The sequence below is a fragment of the Candidatus Neomicrothrix sp. genome (genome assembly GCF_035329545.1).
GTDB lineage: Bacteria > Actinomycetota > Acidimicrobiia > Acidimicrobiales > Microtrichaceae > Microthrix > Microthrix subdominans.
In genome coordinates this window covers 36,343-48,939 of sequence record NZ_DAOLGP010000012.1, presented here as the reverse complement: position 1 = coordinate 48,939, position 12,597 = coordinate 36,343, and the positions used below count along the sequence as shown (strand labels likewise).

Here is a 12,597-nt window from a genome sequence, read left to right as displayed (position 1 = left end):
CTGGGTGTTCCCCACGGCGATCCTGCGTTCATCTCGACAGGCTCATCCGCAGCGGCCCGGTGGCCGGAGCGGTGCCGGCGGTGGATTGCTCGTCGCCGCCGGTCAACCCCGCAATCCGGCGAACAGGTCGCCCTCAAATCCGTTCGGCCCGTCCTGACCGTTCGCAGATCCAACGGTGGATCGTTCGAGCACGAACGTGTCGTAGGGCTCGACCCGGTCGGAGATCTCATCGGGAACCCCGAACCAGAACCCCACATTGGGGTCGATCTGGGTGGCGTGGGCCAACAGTGCGCCCTCGCGCACCCAGTAGTAGCCCGACACGTCGATCAGCGTGGTCACCCGATGGTCCTGGTCGAAGTCCGACCAGCGCTTGCGCCAGCCCTCGTCGAAGGGTGACTCCAGGCCGGCCTCCCCCATCGCCAGGTGCAGCGCCTCCATGCGCTTGCGGTACCACACCGAGGAATACACCTTGTCGACCTCGTGTGGGCCGCCCAGCTCGGGGCGATAGCCGGCGTCGGCGGCGGCCTCGATGGCGGGCAGGGAGATGTCATACACCCGGAGGTGGTCGGGATGGGCGTATGAGCGCTGGTCGTCGCCGTAGGTGATCACCACCTGGGGCCGTTCGCGTCGCAGGATGGCCACCAGCCGCCCGACCGCCTCGTCAAAGGGGGCGTTGGCGAAGTTGCCGGGGTGTGCGTTGGCCTCCGTTCCTTCCATGCCCGAATCGCTGTAGCCGAGCAACTCCACCCGGTCGAACCCGATGATCTGGGCCGATCGGCCCAGCTCGACCATGCGAATCGCCGGCAGGTTCTCGGCGATCCCCGGCCGGTCCATCGCCGGGTTCAAGATGTCGCCGGCCTCGCCGCCGGTGCAGCACACCAGGGTGGCGGCGATGCCGTCGTCGACGTACTTGCGCACCGCCCCCGCCCCCTTCGACGCCTCGTCGTCGGGGTGGGCATGAATGCTCAGCAGACGAAGCGGCTGCCCCCGCCGGTCGACCGGGGCATCGCTACGCCCGGCGGACGATCGCTTGGAATCGGCCTCGCCGGGAACGGAGGTTGAACTGGTCGGATCGCTGCTCACCGTCGGGAGGCTACCGACCGTCTCTCGCCCAGAACACCAGGGGGGCGGGTTGGTACCGCCCGGACCGGCGATCTAAACCATGGCCCATGTCCAACCCCTCCCCGGCCCCCTCCTCCCCCCGCGTCAGCTCCGGCACTCGCCGTTTGTTCCCCCTGGCGGCGCTGGTGATCGCCGGCGCGTCGCTGGCGGTCGGTTGCTCCTCGGACGACACGACCCCCGAGGCCAAGGCGTCGAGCACCGAGGTCACCGCCGAGTCCGGCGGGACCGAGGCGAGCGTCGGCGACCTCAAGATCTCCAATGCCCGCATCGGCGAACCCGCCGGACCGAACACCGGGATGTTTCTTTCGATCACCAACGACGGCGACACCGCCGACCGGCTGGTGGCGGTTACCACCGGGATCTCTCCCGAGGTGCAGCTGCACGAGACGGTCACCGATGGTGACCGAACCTCGATGCAGGAACTCCCCTCAGGGATCGACGTGCCCGCCGGCACGACGACCGTCCTCGAGCCGGGCGGGCTGCACGCCATGTTCATGAAGGTCGAGCCGTTGACGGCCGACGAGCAGGTTCCGGTGACGCTGAGCTTCGACAAGGCCGGCGACGTCGAGGTCGAGGTGCCCGTCATCCCCCTCACCGAGCTGGGCGGCTCCATGGGCCACAGCGACATGGACTCCGACGGCGCCGACCACGGCGGCATGGACCACGGCTGAGTCGGCCCTCCCCGAGCCACCAAGCGCCGTCCGGCACACTTGGACGTGTGACGCCTTTCCCTGTCCAGGTGACTGGGACGGCCTCCTCTGCCCGCCTAGCGTGGCGCCATGAACCGCCCGAGATCGCACCCGCTTGCGTCCCACGCATCCGCCGGGCGGCAACGGGTCGTCGTGATCCTGGCGATCGCCGGGCTGCTTCTGGCGGCCGGCTGCGGCTCCGGCGACGAGGTGGCCGCCGGGAACGAACCCGACAGCAAGTACTCCGGGGTCGTGCTCGGCGAGCCGACCAACCGTCCGCAGTTCACCCTGACCGACCTCGACGGCAACCCGTTCGACTTCTACGAGCAGACCGACGGCAAGCTGACCTTCCTGTTCTTCGGCTACACCAACTGCCCGGATGTGTGCCCGGTCCACATGGCCCAGCTGTCGGAAATCCTCGCCCGGCCCGGCATGCCCAGCGCCAAAGTGGTCTTCGTCACCGCCGACCCCACCCGCGACACCCCGAAGGTGATGGAGAAGTTCCTCGGCAACTTCGACCCCGAGTTCATCGGGCTGACCGGCACCGAGGAAGAGATTCGAGCGGCCGAGAAGGCCGCCGGGATTCCCCCAGCCCAGTTCGACACCGAGGACGGCAAACCCGACCCCGACGGTGACTACACCGTGTCTCACGCCGGCCAGGTGTTGGCCTTCGCCCCGGACAACCGGGGCTACACCGTGTACCCGTTCGGCACCCGCACCAGCCAGTACTCCGACGACATCCCCCTTCTGGCGGCGATCAAACCCGTCACCGGGTCGAACCCCGATGGCGGCTCGGCCTCAACCGGCGAGGCCGGTGCCACCTCGACCACCGAGCCGACGACGCAGTGGGGCGGCGCCACCTTGGGCGACCTGACGATCAGCGACGCCCGGGCCCCGGAGCCAACCGGCCCCAACGGCGCGCTGTACTTCACGGTCACCAACGAGGGCGCAGCCGACCGGCTGCTCGGGGCGACGACCCAATCGTCGCCGGACGTGCAGCTTCACGAAACGGTTGAGGATGGCGGCGCCACCTCGATGAAGGAGCTCCCCGACGGCGTGGAGGTGCCCGCCGAGGGCACGGTCCGCCTCGAGCCGGGCGGCACCCATGCGATGTTGATGGACGTCAAGAGGGTGGAGAGCGGCAGCATGATGCCGGTCACCCTCACCTTCGAGAAGGCCGGCGAGCTCAACGTGCTGGTGCCGGTGGTCCCGGTGACCGAGGCGACGCGATGATCGCTCAGCCGACCTGGCGGTCGCCGAGGCGCAGGCCGATTGGTGGCGCGCGATGAGTTGGTGGTGTGCGGCGAGCACCAAGCCATGGACGTGGGCGCCCACCATCTACATCGGTGTCTGGCTGACGATGGTGGCGATTCTCGCCTGGTACTTCGTGGTTGCCCACCGGGCCGCTGCCGCCGGCCGCTACACGACCGCCCGCCGCCAGAAGGTGCTCTTCGTCGCCGGCGTGCTCGTGCTGTGGGCGGCGAGCGACTGGCCGCTGGGCGCTCTGGGCGCCGGCTACCTGGCCTCGGCGCACATGACCCAGTTCGTCCTCTACAGCGTGGTCGCCACACCGCTGATCATGCTGGGCCTCCCCGAGCCGATGTTTGCTGCGATGCTCGCCAAGCTCCGGCTCACCTCGGTCTTCCGGATTCTCGCCTTACCGCTCGTCGCCGCCCTGGTCTTCAACATCACGATGGTGGCCACCCACGCCCCGCCCACCACCGACCTGTTGCGATCCAGCCAGATCGGATCGTTCGTCATGGACATCCTCTGGATCGTCGCCGCCGTCGTGCTGTGGCTGCCCGTGATCAGCCCGGTGAGGTCGCTGCGCATGCGCTCCTACCCCGGGATGATGGGGTACCTGTTCCTCGCTGTCGGCATCGTGGTGATCGTGCCGTCGGCGGCGCTGCTCATCTCGGCCGAACCGATCTACCGCACCTACGAGCTGGCACCGCGGGTAATCACCAAGTGGTCGGCGGTCGAGGACCAGCAGTTTGCCGGCGTCATCATGAAGCTGGGCGCCACCCCGATCGTGTGGGCCACCATCCTGGCCCTGTTCATCCGCTGGACCAACGAGTCCGGGCTGTCGAACAAGTTCGGCCCCAAGTACCGGGGTCGCCTGGTGCACGACGACGGCAGCGTCGAGCCGGAATGGGTCGACGGGCCTTCGTACACCAGCGCCGGTGCACCGCTCGGGGAGCCGGCACTGAGCGGCGCCCGCCCCGGAGACGCCCGACCGGACCGTTCCCCCCTCAACCCGGCCCCGGCCGGGCAACAGCAGTCCGAGCCGAGCTCCGAACCGTTGCCGCCCGAGCGGCTCAACTGAGCAGTCACTTCAACTGAGCGGCCGCCTCAACTGGGTGGCCACCGCTGCGACGCTGAGCCCTGCCCGGCCGGCGTCGCACCCAGCGGCACGAGCCGGTAGCCCACGTCGGCGTCCTCATCGTGACGCATACGCCAACCGGCCAGCTCGGCCAGGCGGCCACGCCCCTCGTCGGGTCCGGTGGCGATCAGCTCGTCGCCGGCAAACAGGCGGACGAAGCCGCGGGGACGGTACAAATAACGGCCGCCCCGCCGGATGGCGAGCACGGAGAACCCCGGTTCGATGTCCAACTGCAACTCGAGCAGCGTGGCCCCGTCGGTGGCCGAGCCGACGGCGATCGGCATGCGCACGACCACCTCGTCGGCGTCGCCGAGCGCGATGGCCACCACCGGATGAAAGTCGATCTCCTCGCGGACGAGCCAGGTCATCTGGTTGGCCTGCTGACCCAGGTCGTCGGACGCCTGGGACAACGCCAGCAGCCCCCGCAGCAGCGAGGGGTCGACACGGTTGGCCCCGGCGCGCAACACCCACAGCTGCAGGTGATCCTTCATCTCCTCCAGGCGCTCGGACAGGTGCAACACCTCGAACGCCAACCCGGCGTCGCGTAGCGCCAACGCCGAGTACGCCAGGCCGACCGCGGCTTCCGAGATGTTCTTCATCTCGACCAGTACGTCGACCGCCCGGTCGAGCTCGCTCAGCGCTCCGGACGCAGCCGGCTCAGGTGGGTCCCAGGTCGGCGCCGACGCCAGCTCATGCAACCGCACCAGGCCGGCGGGCGAGCCGCGCAGAAACAGCACGTCGCCGGGCAACAGGATCTGGTCGCCGCCGATGTCGGTGATCCAGGATCGGTCCCGGCGGATCGCCATCACCCGCATGCCGGTGGCCACCGGCAACTCGAGCGCCGCCAGCGGGCGCCGGGCCATGTGGGAGTTGTCGCGCACCCACACGCGGTGCGACACCTCCTCGGCGTTGGACAGGTCGGCGATCAGCTCGGGGGGGATACCCAGCCGGTGGGTGACGATGCGGGTGATGTCGATCGCAGCGTTGGCGATGCCCTCGATCGCCGAGATCACCTGGAGCACCGAGGCCATCGATTCGGCCTCGGTCGGGCGACGACAGGCGAGGATGCACACCTCACGCATCGACTGCACGAGCTCGTTCATGTGCTGCTCGAGGTGGGCCACCTCGTCGGCCATGCCGGGATCGTTGAAAAACACCGCGGCGTAGGCGAGGTCGATCATCAGCTCGGAGTTGTCCTTGGCCTCGGCCAGCATGGCGCGGAGGCTTCGCGGGCGATCGTCCATAGGCGTCGTGTCAGACTAGTGCTGAGCGGCCGGTGCCGGTTGGGCCCGACCCAGTTCCTTGGCGACGAGGTACTCGTCGACACGCCTGGTCGCCGACCGGCCGACCAGACCGAACGCCACCCCCACCGCAGCACCGGCGACGACATCGGACAGGTGATGGACGCCGAGGATCACCCGACTGGTGGTGACGGTGACCGCCACACCCAACAGCGGGGCCCACTCGCCACCTCGGCCGAGGAAGGTGGCGGCGGCAAACGACGACGCCGCGTGACCGGACGGGAAGCTGGTGGTGCGGAAGTCCCGACCCGAGCGCGCCTGTGCCACCGGGCGTGGCCGACGCACCAGACCCTTGAGCCCGACGTTGACCGCCGCAGACTCCAGTCCGAGGGTGGCGGCCAGGCCGCCTGCCGTCACCCACGCGCTGCCGGGCTCGATGCGCTGGTCGATCGCCAGCCGCAACGCTCCCCAGCCAAACCAGATCGCGGCCCCCTCGCCGGCCCACGATGCGTACGTGGCGGCGAGATCGACCGCCGGCCGCAACCGCCATGGCGCCACCGTGCGCTCACCGAAGCGGTCCACCGAATCGAGCATGTTCGTCACGACCCTCATCCACCCAGCTTGACCGCTGCACCGCCGTTGCCGGCAACCATCGGCCAATGCCAGCTGAGCTGCGGGCGCGCTAGGGACCGCTGACAGACTGGGCCGATGGCGGTGTCGACCAGGAACACGAAGCGCTACCTGTGGATCGGATCGGTCCGCGAGGTGCTGAGCAACAGCCTGTGGTTCGTGCCGTTGTTGCTCATCGTCGGCTACGGCATTCTCGCTCAAGCGATCGTCGCGTTCGACGGGGCCCTTGAGAACTGGGTGCCCTATTCGTTCACCGGCGGGGCGACGAGCGCACAGGACCTGCTGTCGACGATCGCTGCGGCGATCCTGTCGATGAGCACGCTGGTGCTGTCGGTCACCATCGTTGCCTTGCAGCTGGCGTCCCAGCAGTTCTCGCCCCGGGTGATGCGCACGTTCTTCCGCGATCGGGGCACCAAGGTGGCGATCGGCATGCTGTTGGGGACCTTCGTCTACAGCATCCTGGTGCTTCGAGCGGTCGTTCCCCGCTCCGACTCGCTCGACCAGTTTGTGCCCAGCGTGGCCATCTCTGTGGGCTTTGCACTCACCCTGGTGTCGCTCGGCGTGTTCATCTTCTACGTCAACCACGTCGCTCATGCCATCCGCGTGGTTCACATCATCGAGTCGGTGGCGATCGAGACCCGGGCGACCATCGGTCACCTGATCGGTGCCGGCACCGTGCCCGACCCGGCCACCCTGCCGGGCGGTCCACCCGACGTCGTTCTCGGCAACCCGCAGCGCCCTGGCATGGTCACCGGCATCGACAACGCCGGGCTGGTGGCGTTGGCCCGCCAGCACCGCTGCTGCATCGGCGTCGTTCCCTACGTCGGCGATTTCGTGCCCTTTGGTGCCCCGTTGGCCCGGGTTTGGTTCGATCCCGGCCATGAGGACGCCCCGAGTGCCGAGCAGGTCCGGGACCACATCGCCCTCAGCCGCGAGCGCACGATGGGCCAGGACGTCGCCTTCGGGTTTCGTCAGCTGGTCGACATCGCCGAGAAGGCGCTGTCGCCCGGCATCAACGATCCGACCACGGCGGTGCAGGCGCTCGACCAGATTCACGACCTGCTGCGGCGCTTGGCGGTGGCCGAGTACCCGACCGGGTATTACGTCGACGAGCCGGGGGCGCTGCGCGCCATGCGGCCGACGCATCGCTGGGAGGACTACCTCGACCTGGGCCTCACCGAGATCCGCCAGTACGGCGCCGGATCGGTCCAGGTCCAGCGCCGCCTCAGCGCCGTGCTGGCCGATCTCTCGCTCGCCACCGCCGATGCACCGCTCCGGGCGGTGCCTGTCGACGAGCACCGCAAGCTGCTCGACCGTTCGATCATCGCCGGTCTCGCCGATCCCCACGACCGGGCGCTTGCGCTCATCCCCGACGAGCAGGGCCTGGGCGGAGGACCACACTGAGCGCCGCTCGGCACGTCTTCGCGACGCAACTCGTCGTGTCCCGGGTCACACTGCTAGCGTTCGCTGCTGACACGCACGGAGGGACCGCAGCACATGAAAAAACGCATGGACAGGGCATGGCGCTGGCTGGCCGTCAACATGGGCAAGCACGCCCGCTACGTGTCGATCGTCGGGCTGGTGATCACGATCATCATGGGCTTCGGGTTGACCAACCTGGACTTCGCCACCGATCAGGACGCCTACCTGAACAAGAACGAGCAGGTCTACAAGGACAACGTCGAGTACCAGGACCTCTTCGGGGGCCAGGCGATGCTGGGCGCGATCCGCATCGAGGAGGGCACCACGCTGGAGGAGTTCCTCTCCCCCAAGAACCTCAAGATCTTCCAGGAGATCGAGAAGACGCTCGTCGCCAACGACAGCATCGAAGCCGTCGCCACGCCGTACAACACGATGGTGTTGTCGGACACGCTGATCCAGAAGGCAGCGCCAACCGAGGCACAGGTGAAGCAGCTGGCCGACGGCGAGATCACGGCGGCCAACCTTCCCACCCAGGCACTCCCTACTACGTCGATCGCAGGTGTATCGCTCGACACGGCGACTGCGGCAGCGAAGGCCGACGGCGACACGGACGAGGCTGAAGCGCGCGACAAGGACTTCGGGGAAACTGCTACCCGATTGCTCGCCATCCCCGAGGCCGACCGCACCCTCGACAACATCGAGTGGCGAAAGTTCCTGCTCTACGACAACACCGGCGCGGTCCGCGAGTCGCTGCTGCCCTTCTTCCCCAACCCCCAGACCACCCAGATCGTCACCCGTCTCAAGGGCAACATGTCGATCGAGCTCGAGGGCGACGCAGCCGTCTTCACCACCAACACGATCGACAAGGCGGCCGAGAACCTCGACCCCGCCGCCGAGGTCACCGTCATCGGCGCGCCGATCCTGCTGAAGGACATCAACGACTACCTCCGCGGCGGCATCCTCAAGCTGGGCGCCATCGCCGTCGTGGCGATGATCCTCATCCTGCTGCTCCTCTTCGACGTCCGCTGGCGCCTGTTGCCGCTAGGGGTGATCCTCATCGGCGTCACCTGGGCCTTCGGCCTGGCCGGTTACCTGGGCATCCCGCTGTCGCTGGTGACCATCTCGGGCCTCCCGGTCATGTTGGGCATCGGCATCGACTACGCCATCCAGATGCACAGCCGCATCGAGGAGGAGGTGCTCCTCGACCGGGAGGACCATCCGATTCAGGAGGCGGCGGTCAACCTGGGCCCGGCCCTGTTGGTCGTCACCTTCGACGCCATCTTCGCCTTCCTGGCCCTGCGCTTTGCCAAGGTGCCGATGATCCGCGACTTCGGCCTGTTGCTCGCCATCGGCATCGCCGTGATCTGCGTGGTGTCGATCATCGCCCCGTTGGCTGCCCTCGGCATCCGCGAGTACAAGTCGCCCACCAGCTCGGACAAGGACTACTCCGAGGGATGGCTGGGACGTTTCGTCGTCAAGATCGGCAGCCTGCCCTCCAAGCTGGCCGTCCCGTTTGCGATCGGCGCCTTGCTGATCTTCGTCGGTGGGCTCTTGGTGGAGTCGAGCCTGCAGATCCAGGGCGACCCGATCGACTGGGTCAACCAGAGTTCGCCGACGATCAAGAAGATCGACACGATCAAAGAGCAGACCAAGAGTTCCACCGAGCTGGGCATCTACGTCGCCTCCGACAACGTGTTCGATCAGGAGACGGTCGATTTCGTGCACAACTTCGCCTACCAGCAACGGCGTGAGCGCACCTTCGACGTCGATGGCAAGGAGAAGCCGGCGCTGCTGACCGCCTCGAGCATCGTCACCACGATGAGCGGCATCATCAACGTGCCCGGGGCCACCCCCAAGGGTGACATCCCACGGGGTCCCACAGCCGAAGCGGTTCAGGCCGCTTGGCAGGTGGCCCCGCCAAGCCTGCAGAAGTTCACCGCCACACCGCCCGAAGCATCGGACGGCACCTCCAAGAACATGAACCTGATCTTTCGGGTGGGGTACTCGTCGCTCAACGACGGCGAGGCCGTGGTCAAAGACGTGCGGGCCGACGTCCGGAGCGACTCACCCGAGGGCATCAAGGCGGTCCCCTCCGGGCTGGCCGTTGTCGGCGTCGGCCTGCTGGAGAACATCCAGTCCAACCGGATCCTGTTGACCTACATGTCCATCGCCTTCGTCGGCATCTTCCTCGCCGTGCGTCTGCGAAGCGTCGTGCGGTCGGTTCTGTCGCTGGTGCCGGTGATGATCGCCACCGGCATGGCCTCGCTGGTCGCCTTCGCCCTCGGGCTGGAGCTGTCGCCGATGACCGCCGTCGGCGGCCCGCTGATCGTGGCGATCTGTACCGAGTTCACATCGCTGATGCTGTTGCGCTTCGTCGAGGAACGAAAGCGGCACATGGCGCCACAGGAGGCGGCCGACACCGCCGCAGCTCGCACCGGGCGCGCCTTCATCGTCTCCGGGCTCACCGGGGTGGCGGGCGTGGCGGTGATCGCCACGTCGCCGTTGCCACTGCTGCGTGACTTCGGTGCCATCGTCGCACTCAACGTCGTCATCGCATTGGCCGCGGCACTCGTCATCCTGCCACCCATGCTGGTCTGGGCCGACCAGGAGGGCCGCGAGTGGGTCAGCCGCCATCTGGTCAGCGAGGAGGACCTGGCGGTCAGCCGAGGCGGCGGTGGCCGGCATCGCGTCAAGGACACCGGCTCGGTCGATGGTCCCAAGGCGGGCGACGGCGCCACCGACGCTCCCGCCCGAACGTAGGCCCGACAGGCGCCATCCGGTCCCCCATGGAGCTTGAGAGCGTCACCCCGGCGTCGTCCGAGGTGACGTTCTCGCTTTTAGGCGTCGAGTTCGGCCACCAGCTTCTTGGGCGCCACGGTTCGGTAGGCCTCGACGAGCACCCCGGCCACCTCGTCCCAATCGGGGTCGCGGTCGAGGCGCATGCCCAGCCAGCCGCGGTGCCCCACATAGGCGGGAACGTAGAACCGGTCGGGCTGGGTCTCCACCAGTTCGGCCTGGACACCCCGGGGTGCCGGGCACCAGATGCCCAGTTCGCCGTCGCCGTGATGGTCGTCATGAAACATCGCCAGCGTCTTCTTCTGGCGGATGAAGAACGACGGTGCACTGTGGCTGAGACGCTCGCTCACCTCCGGGAGACCGAGGCAGATGTTCCGCACCCCCGCCAGCGCCCGTTCCACCTGCTGCTCGTTGAATCCGTCGTCGCTCATAAGGATCAGTGTCGCGTGATCAACTGGCGCCGTGAAGAAGCCGCCACCCCCCAGTGCCCCTCCACCCGGCGAAAACCCTCGAACCGGGGAGCCGAAACGACTATCACACGGTTGTCCCCACTCCCCGGTTGCGGGCTTTCGGTCCGACCGCCTTGCCGCTCCCGACGACGGGCGGTGGCGACGGCTCGCCCTTGGCGGGATCCTTGGCCCCGCAGCGTTCATCGGAGCCTGGGTCGTCGGCAGCGCCGTGGCGGTCGACTACTCGCCGATCACCGACGCCATCAGCCGCCTGGCCGCCGTCGGCGCCGACACCCGTGTGCTGATGAGCGCCGGGTTTCTCGGGTTTTCGACCGCGTCGATCCCCGCCGCCGGCGCCGTGCGACGGGCGATCCCCGGCAGCGCCTGGGTCGGTGTGGTGGGCACCGGCCTGGCCACCGCCGCCGTCGCCGCCCTCCCGCTCGACCGCAACCCGGTGATCGACGCCGCCCACGCGCTGGCCGCCGGCGCCGGCTACGCCCTGTTCGTCTATGCCGCCGCCGCAGCGGCCAAGCCCCTGTGGGAAGCGGGTCGACGTTCGCTGGCCACCATCTCGATGTGCGTGGCCGTGCTCGCCTCGGCCGCCTTGGTGGCAACGCCGTTCGTCGAGGCCAGCGGCCTCCTGCAGCGCATCGGCCTCACCAGCCTCGATGTGTGGCTGGCGACCATATCGGCGCTGGTGCTGAGCGGGCGGCTGGCCATCGATCCCATCGGTTGATCGGGAAGTCCCGGGACAAACGTCCCGACCGTTCGGGACAGCGGGCCGATGTCCCCGGGACAGCTCGCCGGTCACGATGCTCCTGACATCATTAAAAGGAGGCTTCGATGAACCAGCCCACTTCCACCACGCCCCGACGGCGTCTCCGGCGAGGTTCGGCGATCGCGGCCAGCTTCGCAACGGTCCTCGCATTGGCCGGGTGTTCCTCCAGCTCAAAGTCCGACGAGTCCAAGGACACGACCGCCACAACGGCGGCCAGCGCTGACTCTGGGGGCGCCCCGATCGACAACGCACTGACGATTACGACGCCCGACATGGAATATGACGTGTCCGGGTCGCTGCGCCCCGGCGTCGGGGCAATCACCATGGACAACACCGACGACGTCACTCACATGTTGGCTTTTGCGCAGGTGAAAGACGGCGTCACCACCGACCAGGTCACGGCGGCGCTCGACAAGAGTGAAGAGGAGGCCGGCAAGCTGTTCGTCGACTCCGGCCCCGAAGGTCCGGCCCCGCTCGGCACCCCGGCGCTCGTCGGCCCCGGACAACGCTCGACCGTCACTGCACTCGACCTCAAGCCCGGCACCTACGCCATGATTTGTTTCCTCACCGACGACCAAGGGGAGCCGCACTGGAAGATGGGCATGGTCAAGGAGGTCGAGATCAGCGGCGACACGGCGACCGAGAAGCCTGAGAGCGATGGGACGATCACCCTGAACGACGACGCCATCACCATGCCGGACGACTTCAACGGCAGCGGCACCTTCCTGGTGACCAACACCGGCAAGAATCCCCACGCATTCTCCGTGGCCAAGCTGGACGCGGGCACCAGCCTCGCCACCTTCGCCGGCGCCGTCGGCCAGACGGAGCAGGCGGGCAAGTCGATCGACGTCGATGGTGGCGTGTTGGCCGGCGGGGTCGACGCACTCCTCCCCGGGCAGTCCGCCTACCTCACGCTCGATCTCGAGCCTGGGCATTACGGCTACATCTCACCCGAGGACATGAACAGTCCCGAACTGCCCCCGCAGCACGGTGAGTTCGACGTCGGCTGATCCGGGCTGCCCCGGAACGACGGCCGGGCCGATCCAGGAGATCGGCCTGAGCCGTCCGCGTCGAGCGAAACTCGGCG

The 12,597-nt window shown here is 68.0% G+C and carries 11 protein-coding genes; 7 read left to right on the top strand and 4 right to left on the bottom strand.

From position 1 onward, the window contains the following. Nucleotides 1-102: 102 nt before the first annotated feature. On the bottom strand, nt 103-1,083 hold the full coding sequence (locus PKD89_RS08905; protein ID WP_287377604.1) for a PIG-L family deacetylase: 981 nt from the start codon (nt 1,081-1,083) through the stop codon (nt 103-105). Between the two features lie 86 nt (nt 1,084-1,169). Here PKD89_RS08905 and PKD89_RS08900 point away from each other — a divergent pair, with 86 nt between their 5' ends. From PKD89_RS08900 to PKD89_RS08890, 3 genes are all read left to right on the top strand, one after another. Further along, complete coding sequence (locus tag PKD89_RS08900; protein WP_287377603.1) at nt 1,170-1,793, top strand: copper chaperone PCu(A)C; 624 nt, start codon at nt 1,170-1,172, stop codon at nt 1,791-1,793. Between the two features lie 108 nt (nt 1,794-1,901). After that, nucleotides 1,902-3,044 carry an SCO family protein gene (locus PKD89_RS08895; RefSeq protein ID WP_287377600.1) on the top strand — a complete coding sequence of 381 codons (1,143 nt, stop codon included), beginning with the start codon at nt 1,902-1,904 and terminating at the stop codon, nt 3,042-3,044. Between the two features lie 52 nt (nt 3,045-3,096). Then, nucleotides 3,097-4,137 carry a cytochrome c oxidase assembly protein gene (locus tag PKD89_RS08890; protein WP_287377597.1) on the top strand — a complete coding sequence of 347 codons (1,041 nt, stop codon included), beginning with the start codon at nt 3,097-3,099 and terminating at the stop codon, nt 4,135-4,137. Between the two features lie 26 nt (nt 4,138-4,163). Here PKD89_RS08890 and PKD89_RS08885 read toward each other — a convergent pair whose 3' ends face one another. Further along, nucleotides 4,164-5,438, bottom strand: coding sequence for a potassium channel family protein (locus PKD89_RS08885; RefSeq protein WP_287377596.1), 1,275 nt, complete (start codon nt 5,436-5,438; stop codon nt 4,164-4,166). A gap of 15 nt (nt 5,439-5,453) precedes the next feature. Then, nucleotides 5,454-6,047 (bottom strand): phosphatase PAP2 family protein, encoded by a 594-nt coding sequence (locus tag PKD89_RS08880; RefSeq protein ID WP_287377595.1) that lies wholly within the window; start codon nt 6,045-6,047, stop codon nt 5,454-5,456. A gap of 96 nt (nt 6,048-6,143) precedes the next feature. Between PKD89_RS08880 and PKD89_RS08875 the strand changes: the two genes are divergently transcribed. Together PKD89_RS08875 and PKD89_RS08870 are read left to right on the top strand one after the other, a co-directional pair. Beyond that, nucleotides 6,144-7,469 (top strand): DUF2254 domain-containing protein, encoded by a 1,326-nt coding sequence (locus tag PKD89_RS08875; protein ID WP_287377593.1) that lies wholly within the window; start codon nt 6,144-6,146, stop codon nt 7,467-7,469. A 93-nt stretch (nt 7,470-7,562) separates the two neighbouring features. Then, complete coding sequence (locus PKD89_RS08870; RefSeq protein WP_287377590.1) at nt 7,563-10,247, top strand: efflux RND transporter permease subunit; 2,685 nt, start codon at nt 7,563-7,565, stop codon at nt 10,245-10,247. Between the two features lie 77 nt (nt 10,248-10,324). On the opposite strand, the gene PKD89_RS08865 is transcribed toward PKD89_RS08870, so the two are convergent. Next, the gene (locus PKD89_RS08865; RefSeq protein ID WP_287377588.1) at nt 10,325-10,714 is read right to left on the bottom strand and encodes an MmcQ/YjbR family DNA-binding protein; all 390 of its coding nucleotides are present in this window, start codon (nt 10,712-10,714) and stop codon (nt 10,325-10,327) included. Nucleotides 10,715-10,745: 31 nt separating this feature from the next. Here PKD89_RS08865 and PKD89_RS08860 point away from each other — a divergent pair, with 31 nt between their 5' ends. Both PKD89_RS08860 and PKD89_RS08855 read left to right on the top strand, forming a co-directional pair. Next, complete coding sequence (locus PKD89_RS08860; RefSeq protein WP_287377585.1) at nt 10,746-11,468, top strand: DUF998 domain-containing protein; 723 nt, start codon at nt 10,746-10,748, stop codon at nt 11,466-11,468. A gap of 107 nt (nt 11,469-11,575) precedes the next feature. Continuing rightward, nucleotides 11,576-12,520 (top strand): hypothetical protein, encoded by a 945-nt coding sequence (locus PKD89_RS08855; RefSeq protein WP_287377581.1) that lies wholly within the window; start codon nt 11,576-11,578, stop codon nt 12,518-12,520. The last annotated feature ends 77 nt before the right edge of the window (nt 12,521-12,597 follow it).